The sequence below is a fragment of the Zongyangia hominis genome (assembly GCF_014385095.1).
In the GTDB taxonomy this organism is placed as follows: Bacteria; Bacillota; Clostridia; order Oscillospirales; family Ruminococcaceae; genus Zongyangia; species Zongyangia hominis.
Genome location: NZ_JACRTC010000002.1, coordinates 210,094 through 224,695, shown reverse-complemented (window position 1 = coordinate 224,695; position 14,602 = coordinate 210,094). Strand labels below are relative to the sequence as shown.

Annotated in this window: 13 protein-coding genes; 9 read left to right on the top strand and 4 right to left on the bottom strand. The window is 58.8% G+C overall.

Annotation, left to right across the window (positions count from 1 at the left end):
* The first annotated feature begins 216 nt into the window (after nucleotides 1-216).
* From dpsA to H8709_RS04480, 8 genes are all read left to right on the top strand, one after another.
* Complete coding sequence (dpsA, locus tag H8709_RS04515; protein ID WP_262397320.1) at nucleotides 217-1,101, top strand: dipicolinate synthase subunit DpsA; 885 nt, start codon at nucleotides 217-219, stop codon at nucleotides 1,099-1,101.
* The gene (locus tag H8709_RS04510; protein WP_262397174.1) at nucleotides 1,088-1,660 is read left to right on the top strand and encodes a dipicolinate synthase subunit B; all 573 of its coding nucleotides are present in this window, start codon (nucleotides 1,088-1,090) and stop codon (nucleotides 1,658-1,660) included. The genes dpsA and H8709_RS04510 overlap by 14 nt, the downstream gene beginning before the upstream one ends.
* Before the next feature lie 211 nt (nucleotides 1,661-1,871).
* Nucleotides 1,872-2,762 (top strand): MurR/RpiR family transcriptional regulator, encoded by an 891-nt coding sequence (locus H8709_RS04505; RefSeq protein ID WP_262397173.1) that lies wholly within the window; start codon nucleotides 1,872-1,874, stop codon nucleotides 2,760-2,762.
* A 15-nt stretch (nucleotides 2,763-2,777) separates the two neighbouring features.
* Nucleotides 2,778-4,001, top strand: a complete 1,224-nt coding sequence (locus H8709_RS04500; protein WP_262397172.1) for a BaiN/RdsA family NAD(P)/FAD-dependent oxidoreductase — start codon at nucleotides 2,778-2,780, stop codon at nucleotides 3,999-4,001.
* An 84-nt stretch (nucleotides 4,002-4,085) separates the two neighbouring features.
* Nucleotides 4,086-4,760: a (d)CMP kinase gene (gene cmk / locus H8709_RS04495; protein WP_262397171.1), complete on the top strand. Its 675-nt coding sequence runs from the start codon at nucleotides 4,086-4,088 to the stop codon at nucleotides 4,758-4,760.
* Nucleotides 4,761-4,800: 40 nt separating this feature from the next.
* The gene (locus H8709_RS04490; RefSeq protein WP_262397170.1) at nucleotides 4,801-5,397 is read left to right on the top strand and encodes a lysophospholipid acyltransferase family protein; all 597 of its coding nucleotides are present in this window, start codon (nucleotides 4,801-4,803) and stop codon (nucleotides 5,395-5,397) included.
* Between the two features lie 158 nt (nucleotides 5,398-5,555).
* Nucleotides 5,556-7,589 (top strand): bifunctional 4-hydroxy-3-methylbut-2-enyl diphosphate reductase/30S ribosomal protein S1, encoded by a 2,034-nt coding sequence (locus H8709_RS04485; protein ID WP_262397169.1) that lies wholly within the window; start codon nucleotides 5,556-5,558, stop codon nucleotides 7,587-7,589.
* A 275-nt stretch (nucleotides 7,590-7,864) separates the two neighbouring features.
* Nucleotides 7,865-8,380 carry a DUF1648 domain-containing protein gene (locus tag H8709_RS04480; RefSeq protein WP_262397168.1) on the top strand — a complete coding sequence of 172 codons (516 nt, stop codon included), beginning with the start codon at nucleotides 7,865-7,867 and terminating at the stop codon, nucleotides 8,378-8,380.
* 171 nt (nucleotides 8,381-8,551) lie between these two features.
* Here the strand turns inward: H8709_RS04480 and mnmA are convergent, their stop codons facing one another.
* The 4 genes from mnmA to rnhA form a co-directional block, all read right to left on the bottom strand.
* Nucleotides 8,552-9,592, bottom strand: coding sequence for a tRNA 2-thiouridine(34) synthase MnmA (gene mnmA / locus H8709_RS04475; protein ID WP_262397167.1), 1,041 nt, complete (start codon nucleotides 9,590-9,592; stop codon nucleotides 8,552-8,554).
* Nucleotides 9,585-10,010 carry a Fe-S cluster assembly scaffold protein NifU gene (gene nifU, locus H8709_RS04470; protein WP_262397319.1) on the bottom strand — a complete coding sequence of 142 codons (426 nt, stop codon included), beginning with the start codon at nucleotides 10,008-10,010 and terminating at the stop codon, nucleotides 9,585-9,587. The genes mnmA and nifU overlap by 8 nt, the downstream gene beginning before the upstream one ends.
* Nucleotides 10,011-10,069: 59 nt before the next feature.
* Complete coding sequence (gene nifS, locus H8709_RS04465; RefSeq protein WP_262397166.1) at nucleotides 10,070-11,251, bottom strand: cysteine desulfurase NifS; 1,182 nt, start codon at nucleotides 11,249-11,251, stop codon at nucleotides 10,070-10,072.
* A 156-nt stretch (nucleotides 11,252-11,407) separates the two neighbouring features.
* Nucleotides 11,408-11,857, bottom strand: coding sequence for a ribonuclease HI (gene rnhA, locus H8709_RS04460; RefSeq protein ID WP_262397165.1), 450 nt, complete (start codon nucleotides 11,855-11,857; stop codon nucleotides 11,408-11,410).
* Between the two features lie 275 nt (nucleotides 11,858-12,132).
* Here rnhA and H8709_RS04455 point away from each other — a divergent pair, with 275 nt between their 5' ends.
* Nucleotides 12,133-14,484, top strand: a complete 2,352-nt coding sequence (locus H8709_RS04455; RefSeq protein ID WP_262397164.1) for a sugar phosphate nucleotidyltransferase — start codon at nucleotides 12,133-12,135, stop codon at nucleotides 14,482-14,484.
* The last annotated feature ends 118 nt before the right edge of the window (nucleotides 14,485-14,602 follow it).

Sequence of the window (14,602 nt, the reverse complement as noted above, 5' to 3'; positions counted from 1 at the left end):
GTGTACCACAATATCCCAGCCGGGTCCGGAAGGCTTGCCGCCGTAGGTCCCGCCGCTTTTGCGGGGCCGGACCACAAGCGAATGACCATGGGGCACTTGTCCCGTTACTGAGAAGTCCCAGCCCAGCCCGTTTGAGACGGCGCCCAGGCCGGGACGGATTTTCTATGGAAGCAAACATGACTGAATGAGCGGCTGGAGGTTTCCCCTGTGAAAGAGATGAAGACAATTACGGTGGTGGGAGGCGACCTGAGGCAGGTATATCTGGCCCAAGCATTTGTACAGAGCGGATATACCGTGTATGCTGTGGGGTTCGACGCCGGCGTGGAGCTGCCTGAGGGCATCATCGCGGCCGACCGGGCGGACATCGCACTGCTGCTTTGCGACGCGGTCGTATTCCCGCTGCCCATGACACTCGATGGAAAAACAGTGAACACGCCCCTCTCCGAACACACTTTGGAGCTGACCCAATGCGCCAAAATGCTGCCGGCGGAGTGCCTGGTTTTTGGCGGGCGGGTGGATGAAAATACACAGGCTGTCTTTGAAAGAACGGGCCATCCCGTGGAGGACTATTTCAAACGGGAGGAATTCGCGGTACATAACGCCCAAGCGACTGCGGAGGGCGCGGTGGAAATTATTTTGCGGGAACTACCCACCACCATCTATGGCCGTAATATTCTGGTGACCGGATTTGGCCGGATTTCCAAGGCACTGGTGAGAATCCTCACCGCCATGGGCGCCAAGGTGACGGTATCGGCGAGAAAGTATGGGGATTTGGCCTGGGCCGAGATCTACGGCTGCGAAGGGGTCCATATCTCCGATTTGGGGCTTGTCATCGGCAAGCAGGACGTGGTGGTCAACACTGTGCCCGCCGTGGTGCTGCCCCGGAAGATGCTCTCCCGCCTGGATCCCGGATGCCTGGTGGTGGATTTAGCCTCCAAGCCCGGAGGCGTTGACTTTGACACCGCCAAACAATTGGGGCTCAAAACCATCTGGGCGCTGTCCCTGCCCGGCAAGGCCGCTCCTGTGACGGCCGGCGAAATTATCAAAAACACAATTGTCAACATGATTGCCGAGAGGAGGGAAACAGATGGAAAAGATTAGAACAGGATTCGCTATCTGCGGGTCGTTTTGCACCTTCTCCAAGGTGCTGCCCCAGATGAAAGCTTTGGTGGACGCGGGCTATGACGTGGTTCCCATTATGTCGGAGTTTTCCTACGCCACCGATACCCGCTTTGGTAAGGCTGCCGACTTTATCGCCCAGATCGAGAAGATGACGGGGAAGAAGATTATCCACACCATCGACGGGGCGGAGCCCATCGGACCGAAAAAGCTGCTGGATGTGCTGGTCATCGCTCCATGCACCGGGAATACCTTGGGAAAACTTGCCTGCGGTATCACCGATTCCAGCGTCACCATGGCGGCCAAAGCCCATATCCGCAACGCCCGGCCGGTGGTCATCGCCGTGTCCACCAACGACGGCTTGGGCGCCTCGGCTAAGAATATCGGCATGCTGCAAAATGCCAAATACATCTACTTTGTGCCCTATGAACAGGACGATCACATCCACAAGCCGTCCTCCTTGGTGGCGGACTTTAGCCAAATCGCGTCCACCATTGAAATGGCGCTTAAAAACGTGCAGATTCAGCCTCTCCTCAAATGATCGGGATGGCTGTTTCGTTCCCCTTTCCTTAAAAATGCAGGAGACTTTTTGTTTCCTGCATTTTTTGCGGAGAAATGTCCGGGATGGTCTTGCTTTTTGCAGTGTGAGCCGCTAAAATGAGAGGGAACGGCAGAGCGCAAGAGAATGGCTCCCAGCTAGATGCAGGGAGGACGTCTTGCGTGATGCATACCGGAAAGGATGAAGGAACACCATGAGCGTAGATTTACTGGCGATGATCGAGAGCAAAATGTCCAGCTTTTCCAAGGGACAGAAGCTCATCGCCCGCTATATTATAGAGCATTACGACAAAGCCGCTTTTATGACGGCATCCAAGCTGGGGCAGACGGTGGGAGTCAGCGAATCCACCGTGGTCCGCTTCGCCTCCGAGGTGGGCTTTGAAGGGTACCCGCAGTTGCAGCGCAACATCCAGGAGATGATCCGCAACAAGCTGACGGCGGTCCAGCGCATGGAGGTCACCAACGAGCAGATTGGAAACTCCGATGTGTTGGAAAAGGTGTTGGGTTTCGACATTGAAAAAATCCGCCGCACCTTGGAGGAAACGTCCAAGGAGGACTTCGCCGCCGCGGTGGAGGACATTGCCAAGGCCAAGAATATCTACATCTTAGGCATCCGCAGCTCCGCCACCCTGGCGGGCTTTTTGAGCTTTTATTTTAACCACCTGTTTGAAAACGTGCGGCTGGTCAACACTTCCAGCACCAGCGAAATGTTCGAGCAGATGCTGCGCATCGGCAAAGGGGACATTTTTATCGGCATCAGCTTCCCCCGCTACTCCAAGCGGACGGTCAAGGCACTCAAATACGCCTCCGACATGGGCGCCACTGTGGTTTCCATCACCGATAGCCCCATGTCCCCTATCGCCCAGGGGGCGGACCACCTGCTGCTGGCCCGCAGCGATATGGCCTCCTTTGTGGACAGCCTGGTGGCCCCTTTAAGCCTCATCAACGCCCTCATCGTGGCGGTGGGGCTTAAAAAGAAAGAAGAAATTTCCAACACCTTCTCCAAGCTGGAGCGGATTTGGGACGAATACAACGTCTACGAGAAGATCGACGATGAGGACGGCCAGGACGAAAACCTGGAATAGAAAGCGGGGAAGCCCATGAAGCAAAAAGTAGTGGTGATCGGCGCGGGCGCCGCGGGTCTCATGGCGGCCGGACAAGCTGCCATGCGGGGAAAAGACGTGCTGCTCATCGACAAAAACGCCCGGCCCGCCCGCAAGGTGATGATCACCGGCAAGGGCCGGTGCAATGTGACCAACGACTGCGACAACGAGACCTTTCTTAAAAACGTGCGCTCCAATCCCCGGTTTCTCTACTCCGCCATCGCCGGATTTTCCACCGCCGACACCATGGCCTTCTTTGAGGGCCGGGGCGTCCCCCTCAAGACCGAGCGGGGGGGCAGGGTCTTCCCGGTGTCGGACAGCGCCGCCGATATTGTGGACGCGCTGTCCTCCTTCGCGTCGGACGCAGGTGTGCCATACCGCACCGGGCGGGTGGCACGCATCCAGGCGGGAGAAGACGGGGTGGAAGGCGTGGTGCTGGAAGACGGGGAGCGCATCCCCTGTACGGATGTAATTCTCGCCACCGGCGGCCAGAGCTATCCGGGCACCGGTTCCTCCGGAGACGGATACAAGCTCAGTAAAATGCTGGGCCACACCGTCGCCCGCATTCGGCCCTCCCTCATCCCCATCGAGACCAAAGAGGAATTTTGCAAAGAGATGCAGGGGCTTTCCCTTAAAAATGTGACCCTTTCGGTGACAAAGGGAAAGAAAAAGGTGTACAGTGAACTGGGGGAGATGCTTTTTACCCACTTCGGTGTGTCGGGGCCGCTGGTCCTCTCCGCCTCCTCCCATATCGACGACGAGAAGATGGACGAGTATCGCCTGCACATCGACTTAAAACCGGGACTGAGCCCCGAGCAACTGGACGCCCGGTTGCTGCGGGACTTTGAAAAATATAAAAATAAGGACTTTTTTAATTCCCTGGGGGATCTTTTGCCCCGGAAGATGATACCCGTTGTGGTCCGCCTTTCCGGTGTGGAAGGGACTCGCAAGGTGCATCAGATCACCCGGGAGGAGCGGCGGGGACTGGTGGAGCTCATCAAAGGCTTCGCCATCACCCCCAAGGCATTCCGGCCTCTCAACGAGGCCATCGTGACGGCGGGCGGGGTGAGCGTCCGGGAGGTGGACCCCAAGAGCATGCAGTCGAAGCTCTGCCGGGGGCTCTACTTTGCCGGCGAGGTGCTGGACCTTGACGCCTACACCGGCGGTTTTAATTTGCAAATCGCGTTTTCCACCGGCTTTGCCGCCGGGACCCATGTCTGAAAAGAGGGGACGGCCCTCCGCCTTTCCCCGCCTTTAGCGGAGAGACATCCAAGGGGATAAAATTGAGCTTGGGGGAGTAAATATATGAAAGCGATTGCCATTGACGGGCCCGCCGGAGCGGGCAAGAGCACCATCGCTCGGGCGGTGGCCCAGGAATTACAGTTTATTTATGTGGACACCGGCGCCCTCTACCGCTCCATTGGGCTCTATGCCGTGCGAAAGGGCAAGGACTACACCGACGGGGCCCAGGTGACGCCGCTGCTGCCCGGCATTCGGCTGGAACTTAAGTTTGTGGAGGGGACCCAGCGGGTCTTCCTCAATGGGGAGGATGTGAGCGATCTCATCCGCACCCCGGAGATCGCGATGGCGGCGTCGGGGGTGTCGGCCATCCCGGCCGTGCGGGATTTCCTCTTTGACTTGCAGCGCGACATGGCAAAAGAGCACAATGTGGTCATGGACGGGCGGGACATCGGTACGGTGGTGCTGCCCGACGCCGACGTCAAAATTTTTCTCACCGCGTCGCCGGAGGCCAGGGCACGCCGCCGCTTTGACGAGCATGCGGCCAAGGGGGAGAAAGTCTCCTACGACGACATTTTGCGGGACGTCATCACCCGGGACTACAACGATTCCCACCGGGCGGTGGCGCCTCTCAAGCAGGCCTCCGACGCCCTGCTCCTGGACACCACCGACATGGATTTAAAAGAGAGTATCCAGGCGGTTAAGGACCTGGTGGCCGGACATCTGGCCGCAAGAAAATAGAGAAGGGGAGAGCGGGGCCGAAGTCCCGCGGAAGAGCATCATGAGCTTTTATACCTTTGCGAGGGCGCTTGCCTGTACGACGCTGGGCTGGTTTTATAAGGTAAGAACTGAGGGAAAGGAGAATATACCGCCCAAAGGCGGTTATCTCCTGTGCGCCAACCACCGCACCAATGCCGACCCCGTATTTGTAGGCGGGGCGACACCGCACCAGCTCCACTTCATGGCCAAGGCGGAGCTGTTTCGCAACCCATTGTTCGGTTTGGTCATCCGGCACCTGGGGGCCTTCCCCATCGAGCGGGGCAAGGGGGACACAGCGGCCATCGATACGGCCATCTCCATCCTCAAGGGGGGCAACGCCATGGTCATGTTCCCGGAGGGGACCCGCTCGAAAGACGGCAAGCCCCTGCGGCCGAAGTCCGGCGCGGCCATGCTGGCCTTCCAGACGGGGGCGGACATCCTACCCGTGAGTATCAGCTTTGGAAAGAAGCTTAGCTTCCGGTGCGGGGTAACCATTCGCATCGGGAAGGTGATCAAAAACGAGGAGCTGGGCATCACGGCCCTAGTGCCCTCCCAGCTCAAACACGCGAGCGCCCTCATCATGGAACGGATTGTGGAGAATTTGGACCCGGTGGAATAAAGCCGGATTGCGCCGTTTCTCCCCCGCGCCGTGGGCGGAATTTCCGGCGGCCGGCAGGCGGGCGATAAAACCAGAGGGCGTGTTTTCTCCCAACGGAGGACGGGGACAAACGCCGGCGGACAAGTTTACCATGAAGAAGAGAAACAGGAGGGGAACGCATGCCAATCACAGTGGCGCAGACCGCGGGCTTTTGCTTTGGCGTCAAGCGGGCGGTAGATATGGTCTATGAGGCCCTGGACGCGGGAAAACAGGTCTGCACGTTGGGACCGATCATCCACAATCCCCAGATGGTGGAGGAACTCTCCCAAAAGGGTGTGAGGATCGCCGGTAGGGTGGAGGACGCGCCCCGGGACGCGACGCTCATCATCCGCTCCCACGGGGTCGCCGGGGAGGTCTACGAGCAGATTGAGAAGGCGGGGCTCGGTATGGCCGACGCCACCTGCCCCTTTGTGGCAAAAATCCACCAGATCGTTGCCGAACACTCGAAAGAGGGCGCTGTCATCCTGGTGGCAGGTGACCCGGAGCACCCCGAGGTCCAGGGCATCTGCGGGCATTGCCGGGGACCGGTTTACGTCTTCAAAACACCGGAAAAATTGCAGGAAATAGCCGAAAATGTGCCTGAACTTTGTGAAAAACCCGTCATTTTGGTTTCCCAGACCACGTTTAACAAAAAGGTGTGGGAAAAATCCGTAGAAATGGCGAAAAAAGTATATACAAACCTCAAGATTTTTGATACAATATGTAGTGCTACGGCTAGACGGCAGGAGGAAGCGGTTTCCCTGGCCGAAAAGTCGGACTTAATGATAGTTGTCGGTGGACGTCACAGCTCTAACACGTTAAAGCTGTTTGATATATGCAGCTCGATCTGCGATACCGTTTTGATAGAGACGGCGAAGGAACTGTATGCGTATGATTTCGGCGGCAAGATCAAGGTTGGCGTTACTGCCGGAGCATCAACACCGGCTTTTATAATTAAGGAGGTACAATTAACCATGAGTGAGATTCTGAACAACAATAACATCGAAGAAGATGTGAATTTTGAGGAGGCTCTCGAACAGTCCCTCAAAAGTACATATAATGGAGAGAAGGTAACCGGTATTGTCACTGGCATTGCGCCCAATGAGATTTCGGTGGACATCGGCACCAAGCACGCCGGCTATGTGCCGCTGCATGAGCTGACCGACGACCCCACCGCCAAGCCGGAAGACATCGTCAAAAAGGGCGATGAGATCAACCTGATCGTTGTCCGCGTCAACGACGTGGAAGGCACTGTCATGATGTCCAAACGCCGCTATGATGCTATCGCGGGGTTTGAGAAGATCTGCGAGGCCGCCGAGACCGGCGAAATCCTGGAGGGTGTCGTCGTCGAAGTGGTCAAGGGCGGCGTCATCGCCACCACGGGCGGCGTGCGCGTCTTCATTCCCGCCTCCCAGGCCACTGCCAGCAGAAACGACAGCCTGGAAGACCTGCTGAGAAAGCCGGTCAGCTTTAAGATTCTGGAAGTCAAACCTGAGCGCCGCCGCGCCATCGGTTCTATCCGCGCCGTCCTGAGAGAGCAGAGAAAAGCTTTGGAAGAGAAATTCTGGAGCGAAGTCGAGGTGGGCAAAGTCTACCACGGCGCCGTCAAATCCCTGACCTCCTATGGTGCATTCGTCGATCTTGGCGGTGTGGACGGCATGGTTCATATTTCCGAACTGTCCTGGAGCCGGATTAAACATCCCTCCGAGGTCTGCAATGTGGGCGACGTTCTGGAAGTCTACATTAAGGACATCGACGCTGAGAACAAGAAGATCTCCCTGGGCTTCAAGAAGGCCGAGGACAATCCTTGGGAAATCCTCAAGAGAGATTACCCGGTGGGCACTGTCTGCAAGGTGAAGATCGTCTCCATGACCGCCTTTGGCGCCTTTGCCCAGATCATCCCGGGCATCGACGGCCTCATCCATATCTCCCAGATCTCCAACGAGAGAATCAATAAGCCTCAGGATGTGCTCTCCATCGGCCAGGAGGTCGACGTCAAGATCACGGACATCGACTTCGAAAAGAAGAGAATCAGCCTGTCCATGCGTGCGCTGATCGAGGAGCAGGAGGTTGCCGCTCAGGAAGCCGCCGCCCAAGAGGACATGCAGTCCATGTTGGAATTCGCGCAGCAGGCCGCCGAGACTGAGGAGCCCGCTCCCGAAACCGCTGAATAAGGAAAACGTAAACAAAGCGATGCAGCCGCTTGGCCGCATCGCTTTTTTATTTGCCCTTTGTCATCGGCGCCACCGTTAGGCCATATAGGATAACTGCCTGCGTCCGAGCGCCGCCGCGTTTTGCGGCTCCTTCAAATGTGCGCGCGTATCGCGCTTGTGTGTACCTTTTCCCCAAAAAGGCGGCAGACAATTTTATGGAAAAGATCTTGCATTTTTTATAAAAGCGCCGTATGATGGAGAAAATTTAAATAAGCGAGCGGAGAGGAGAGGGAGCCATGAAAGAAAAGCTCACCTATACCACCGGACAGAAGGTCATGGAAATTTTGTCGCTTGCGGTCGTGGTACTGACCGCCCTGTGGATGCTCATCAGCTGGAGTGGCATCCCGGACAAAATTCCCACCCATTTTGGCTTTTCGGGGGAGGTTGATTCCTGGGGCAGCAAAAGCTCTCTGCTCGTATTTCTCGCCATCGAGGCGGGCGTCTATCTGCTGCTAACGATGGTCAACCGTTTCCCGAAGATTTGGAACATGCCGGTGGAAGTGACACAGAAAAATCGTGACTTTGTCTACCGGACGACCCTGACCATGCTCTGCGTCGTCAAGCTGGTGATCGTCAGTTGGTTTGCCTGGATTTTAAGGGTCAGCATGGCCCAGAAAAATTTGAGCGGCTGGGCGTTGCCGGTTTTCCTGCTGGCACTGTTCGGGCCCCTCATCTACTATTTGGTCAAGTGCGTCAAAGGGGCCAAGCTGCTGGACGCCATGGAGGAGAGCGGCCAGGACAGGGGCGCATAGGAACAAAAAACAGCCCCGCAGAAAGCGGCTGTTTTTTAGCGCATGAGGGGCGGAGCGCGTCGAGCGCGGATGCCCTGCGCATTGGTTTCCTTCGGAAGAATAAAAGCCGCCGTAACGAAACGGCGGCCTATTGCAAGCGGTCTGGACCATGGTCCAGACCGCTTTTTGCTCTCAGAGGGAAGCGTCAATAAAGCCGCCGCCCACCACCATATCCCCGTCGTAGAAGACACAGGACTGTCCCGGCGCCGGGGCTCTCTGGGGAGAATCAAAGTCCACACGGAGGCGGCCGTCATCCAGAGGCGTCAGGAGGGCGGGGGCCTCTTTGGCCACCGACCGGATTTTAACGCCGGCCCGCAGAGGGGCGTCCAGGGAATCAAAGGGCACAAAGCGCAGTCCTGAGAGAAGGACGCCGCTCGCAAACTCACCGCCGGCGTCGGCCAGACGGACGACGTTCTCCACGGGATCGATCTCTTTGACGAAGACCGGCCGTCCCAGCGCGATGCCCAGGCCCTTGCGCTGGCCCACGGTGTAGTGGAGCAGCCCCTTGTGCCGCCCGCAGATGTTTCCTTCGGGGGAGATAAAGTCCCCCGCCGGCATGGGGCCGGTGCGTGCCTCCACATAGGAAGCGTAGTCGTTGTCGGGGATAAAGCAGATCTCCTGACTGTCCGGCTTGGAGGCGCAGGAAAGCCCCGCCTCTCCGGCGATCTGACGGACCTGCTCCTTGGGCAGATGGCTCAGCGGCAGCACGAGCCGGGACAGGACGTCCTGTCCCAGTCGGTAGAGCATATAGGACTGATCCCGCTCCAGACAGCCCGCCTTTTTGAGGAGGAAACGGCCGTTTCGCTCCTCGATGTCGGCGTAATGGCCAGTGGCAATCTCCCGGATGCCCAGTTCGTCCGCCTTTTGGCAGAGGCTGCGGAATTTGACGGTGGGATTGCAGATCACGCAGGGGTTGGGGGTCCGCCCGGACCGGTAATCGGCCATAAATGGAGCGATCACATTTTTTTCAAAGCCCTCGTGGTTTCGCACCACGTGCAGCTCCACCCCCAGCGCCTGGGCGCTCTCCCTTGCGGCTTCCACCGCCTGGGCGTGAGGGGCGGAGAGGTCGAGGACCACGGCGGACACGTCGTACCCCGCTTTTTGCAGCAGATAAACGCAAGCGGAGGAGTCGACTCCTCCGCTGAGCGCCACTAGTATTTTTTTCTTAGACATGGCAGGCTTCACACTCGCCGATGTCGCCCACGATGGGGGTGGGGTCGATGCCCTGCCGCCGGTAGTAATCGGCCAGCGCCGCCTTCACCGCCTGTTCGGCCAGCACCGAGCAGTGAATTTTTGCCGGGGGCAGGCCGTCCAGCGCTTCCACCACCGCCTTGTTGGTCAGCTTCAGGGCGTCCTCGATGGTCTGGCCCTTGATCATGTCGGTGGCGATGGAGCTGGTGGCGATGGCCGCGCCGCAGCCGAAGGTCTTGAATTTGATGTCGGTGATTTTACCGCCGTCAATTTTCAAATACATCTTCATGATGTCGCCGCATTTGGCGTTGCCCACCTCGCCGATGCCGTCGGCGTCGGGCAGTTCGCCCACGTTGTGGGGGTTGGTGAAATGTTCCATCACTTTATCGGAATAGAGCATCGTATTCATCCTTTCTATGGGTTTCGGTCGGGTTTTCTATCGGTGACGCCTGGGGCGTCCTATTTTTCATTGGCGATGATGCGCTCCCAGAGGGGGGACATGGCCCGCAGGCGCTCGATGACGCCGGGGACCACGCTGAGAATGTAATCCACGTCCTCGACGGTGTTAAAATCGCCCAGGGTCAGCCGCAGGGAGCCGTGGGCCACCTCGTGGGGCAGCCCGAGCGAGATGAGCACATGGCTCGGGTCCAGGGAACCGGAGGTGCAGGCAGAGCCGGAGGATGCGCAGATGCCGTTCTGGTCAAGCCACAGCAGGAGCGCTTCCCCCTCCACCCCCTCAAAGGAGATGTTGACATTGCCGGGGAGCCGATGTTCCCGGTCGCCGTTAAGGCAGCAGCGGGGGATGGGGAGGAGGCCGTCGATGAGCCGGTCCCGAAGCTTCTTGACCCGGGCGGCCCTGCCCTCGATGTCGGTACAGGCGGTGCGGATGGCCTCGGCCAGCCCCACGATGCCCGCCACGTTCTCGGTGCCCGCCCGTTTGGACTTCTCCTGGGCGCCGCCGTCGATGAGGTTGGGCAGGACGATGCCTCTGCGGATATACAGAGCGCCCACCCCTTTGGGGGCGTGGAGCTTGTGTCCGGAGAGGGAGAGCAGGTCGATGTTCTGCTCTTTCACGTCGATGGGGACGTTGCCCACCGCCTGGACCGCGTCGGTATGGAAGAGCACGCCCTTTTCGCGGCAAAGTTTCCCGATTTCGGGGATGGGCTGGATGGTGCCGATCTCGTTGTTGGCGTACATGATGGAGACAAGCGCCGTGTCCTCCCGGATGGCGGCCGCCACGTCCTCCACCCGGACGAGCCCCTTGTCGGTGACGGGGAGGAGGGTGATTTCAAAACCCTCCTTGCGCAGGGAGTCCATGGTGTGTAGTACCGCGTGGTGCTCGAAGACGCTGGTGATTAGGTGCCGCTTGCCCTTTTTGGCCAGGGTGTGGGCCACCCCTTTGATGGCCCAGTTGTCCGCCTCCGAGCCGCCGGAGGTAAAGTAAATTTCCCCCGCCTGGGCCCCCAGGGCGGCGGCTACCGTCTCCCGGGCTTCGTTGAGGGCTCTCAGCGCCTCCCGGCCCTTGGAGTAGATGCTCGACGCGTTGCCGTAGCCCTCGGTCAGCCAGGGCATCATGGCGTCGAGAACATTGGGTGTTATTTTGGTGGTCGCGGCATTGTCCGCGTACACAAATCTGCTCATAGAATCGCCGTTCCTTTCACACCGCCGTGCTGCGGTGAAACTTCTTATTCCCTCGGCGGAAATCCGCCGGAATTCCTTGTTTTTTCTTACAATCTTAATATATACCAATTTGGTAGAGATTACAATACCCCCGGCAAAATTTTTTGCCGGATGCTGTCAGCGGTGCTTCTGACTCTGGGCGACGGCCAGCTGGTCGCACCGCTCGTTCATGGGGTGGCCGGCGTGGCCCTTGACCCAGACGATCTCCACCTGGTGGACTTCGAGGAGGGAGAGCAGCTTGTCCCACAGATCGGGGTTGAGGGCGGGCTGGTTTCCACTGCGCATCCAGCCGTTTTGCTTCCACTTTTTGGCCCAGCCCTTGTCGATGCCGTTTTTTAAGTACTGGGAATCGGTGGTGAGAACCACCCGGCAGGGGCGTTTGAGGGCCGATAGAGCCTCAATGGCGGCCATGAGCTCCATGCGGTTGTTGGTTGTTTGGTGTTCGCCGCCGGAAAGCTCCTTGACGTTGCCGTCACATTCCAGGATAGCGCCCCAGCCGCCGGGGCCGGGGTTGCCGGAGCAGGCGCCGTCGGTATAGATATGAACTTGGGTCAGTTTTTGGTTCATGGATACACTCCCATAGCATCAGTAGTAGACGTGTAAAATTATACCTCTTCGGGCGGTTTTTCACAAGGGGGAAGGGCACGGTTTTTATAATTCCCAGTAGAATTCTATGGATACAGGGAAAAGAAACGGAGTTCCTCTTTTTTTATGGGGGCGAAAGAGGGCGAAGGCTCGTTTTTTGGAGGGTTCGATATAAACGAAGGGGCCGCTGTCAATACTAGTAAAACGAACTGCACAAAAATTGGGTGCAGCACACGCTTTACGAGAGGAGCAGCAATATGAATGCAGTGATTATGGCAGGCGGAGAGGGCAGCAGGCTCAGACCCCTGACCTGCAATTTGCCCAAACCCATGGCGCGGCTGTGCGGGAAGCCCGCCATCGTGTATATGATGGATTTATTGGTGGAGCACGGCGTTAAAGAGTCGGTCATCACCTTAAGGTATCTGCCGGAAGTGATCGAGGACTATTTTTATACCCGCCGCTACCGGGGGCTGCAGATCGACTTTTCCAGGGAGGACGCGCCGCTGGGTACGGCGGGCAGCGTCAAGCTGGCGGCAGGAAAAATGAAGCTGGAAGCGGGGGAGCCGCTGCTGGTCGTCAGCGGCGACGCGGTGTGCGACTTCGATTTGCAGGCGGCGGCCCGGTTTCACAAGGAGCGGGGGGCCGACATCACCATCGTCGCCAAGGCGGTGGACAACCCCTGCGAGTACGGCCTCATCGACGCCGACGAGGACGGTCAGGTCCGGGGCTTTTTGGAAAAGCCCAGCTTTGCCCAGGCGGTGACTGATCTTGCCAACACCGGCGTGTACCTTTTAAACCCTGCCTGTCTCGACCTCATCCCCGAGGGGGAGAGTTACGACTTTGCCAAGGATCTGTTCCCTCAAATGCTTGAGCGGGGGGACAAGATCATGGTGTGCGAGGACAAGGGCTATTGGTGCGACATCGGGGAGATTGGCGCCTTTATCAAGTGCCAGAAGGACATTCTGCTCGGACGGGTCCGGTGCCGGTTGGACGGGGACCGGGATGAGGAGGGAAATATCTTCGCCAGAGCCCGCCCCATCGGGGAGTATCACCTGACACCGCCCTGCTATATCGGCGAAGGGGTGCATATTGCCGACGGCGCGGTCATCGAGGGGCTGTCGGTCCTGGATCACGGCTGCACCGTGGGGAAAAACTGCCGCATCACCGGCGGCGTGCTGATGCAGGAGAGCTTCGTGGACCGGAAAGCCGTAGTGGCCGGCGGCGTGGTGTGCGACGGCGCGTCGGTCAAAAAGCGGGCCATGATCTTTGAAAACGCGGTGGTGGGCGCCGGGGCCGTAGTCGGGGAAGGGGCGGTGCTCCATCCCGACGCCAAGGTCTGGCCCCTCAAATGGGTGGAGGACGGCGCCCATCTGGAGGGCGCGCTCAAGACCGGCGCCGCCCACCGGGCCTACTTCGACGACGAGGGCATCGTCGGGGACGTGGGGGTGGAGATCACGCCGGAATTCTGCGCCCGGCTGGGTGCGGCGGCCGCCACGGTGGAACAGGGGGGCAAAATTGCGGTGGGCACCGACGGCAGCCGTTGTGCCGAGGCCCTCAAGGGGGCCCTTTGCGCGGGCATCCTGGGCGCCGGGGGACAGCCCTGCGATTTCGGCACCTGTTTTGGGCCCCAGTTTGACTTTTGCTGCGCATTCTCCTCCCTCAAAATGGGTTTCTTTGTCCAGGTTGGGGAGAAGGCGGTCCTGCGCATGGTGGCCGACGGCGGCATCACCGCTCCCCGGCAGACCGAGCGGGCGGTGGAGCAGTGCCTGCGGGGCGGGGACTTCAGCCGCGCCCCCGCCGAAGAATACCAGGAAGTCATGGATATGACGGGGGTCAAGGCCATCTATAAAAACGAGCTCTACCGCTTCGCTCCCTATGGGCTGATGGGGCTGGAAATAAACCTCATCTGCGAGAACACGGCGCTGCACCAGATGGTGTGGGACGTGCTGCGCAAGCTGGGCGCCCAGCACAGTGAGAACGACGGCGCGGTGGTGTTGGAAATCTCTGAAGACGGGGAAAAGGCTACCGTGAGAGCGGGCGGCATCGAGTTTGACAGCGTGCACCTGCTTTGCGTGTGCGCCGCTTTCGAGATGCAGCAGGGCCGGGACATCGCCGTGGGCTTTGACGCGCCCCGGATTCTCGACGAGGTGGCCCGCCGGCAGGGTGGGAGCATCCAGCGGTATCTCAGCTGTCCGGCGGATAAAAGCGACGAGGAGGCAAGGGAGCTCGCCTATTCCCAGCACTGGACGAGGGACCCGTTGATGACGGCGATCAAGTTCCTTTCCCTCCTCCACATCCAGCGGATCAGCCCGGCGGCGGCCGCCGCCAGTGTGCCAGAGTTTTCCCAGGCGTCGGTACAGGTCCCCTGTGAGAGCAACCCCGGGGCGCTTCTCAAGGAGCTGCGGGAGGAAGCGGAAGAGCTGGGGGAGGGCATCGTCCTCCACCGCCCGGAGGGCGTGGTGCTGCTGCGCCCGAGCAAGATGGGCAACCGCATCAAGATCATGGCGGAGGCCGCCAGCAGCGAGACGGCCAAGGAGCTGTGCGCCGGTTTTGAGGAGCTTCTGGGAAAGAAGAAACTTGACAGTGGAAAGGATTCAGTTTACAATTGAAAAGAGTATATTGAGATTTGACAAAGGACTTTTATAGAAAATGACGATTTTCAGGAAGATTCTCTCATAAATCGGGGAGAGAAGCCCCTTGGTCAAATGAACGGTTAGCTTTTTGGGG

Bases quoted from the DNA above. Each gene is read 5' to 3' on its own strand.
- mnmA (WP_262397167.1), bottom strand. From the start codon at position 9,592: ATGTCTAAGAAAAAAATACTAGTGGCGCTCAGCGGAGGAGTCGACTCC.
- dpsA (WP_262397320.1), top strand. From the start codon at position 217: ATGAAGACAATTACGGTGGTGGGAGGCGACCTGAGGCAGGTATATCTG.
- H8709_RS04500 (WP_262397172.1), top strand. From the start codon at position 2,778: ATGAAGCAAAAAGTAGTGGTGATCGGCGCGGGCGCCGCGGGTCTCATG.
- nifU (WP_262397319.1), bottom strand. From the start codon at position 10,010: ATGCTCTATTCCGATAAAGTGATGGAACATTTCACCAACCCCCACAAC.
- H8709_RS04510 (WP_262397174.1), top strand. From the start codon at position 1,088: ATGGAAAAGATTAGAACAGGATTCGCTATCTGCGGGTCGTTTTGCACC.
- rnhA (WP_262397165.1), bottom strand. From the start codon at position 11,857: ATGAACCAAAAACTGACCCAAGTTCATATCTATACCGACGGCGCCTGC.
- H8709_RS04505 (WP_262397173.1), top strand. From the start codon at position 1,872: ATGAGCGTAGATTTACTGGCGATGATCGAGAGCAAAATGTCCAGCTTT.
- H8709_RS04485 (WP_262397169.1), top strand. From the start codon at position 5,556: ATGCCAATCACAGTGGCGCAGACCGCGGGCTTTTGCTTTGGCGTCAAG.
- nifS (WP_262397166.1), bottom strand. From the start codon at position 11,251: ATGAGCAGATTTGTGTACGCGGACAATGCCGCGACCACCAAAATAACA.
- cmk (WP_262397171.1), top strand. From the start codon at position 4,086: ATGAAAGCGATTGCCATTGACGGGCCCGCCGGAGCGGGCAAGAGCACC.
- H8709_RS04455 (WP_262397164.1), top strand. From the start codon at position 12,133: ATGAATGCAGTGATTATGGCAGGCGGAGAGGGCAGCAGGCTCAGACCC.
- H8709_RS04480 (WP_262397168.1), top strand. From the start codon at position 7,865: ATGAAAGAAAAGCTCACCTATACCACCGGACAGAAGGTCATGGAAATT.
- H8709_RS04490 (WP_262397170.1), top strand. From the start codon at position 4,801: ATGAGCTTTTATACCTTTGCGAGGGCGCTTGCCTGTACGACGCTGGGC.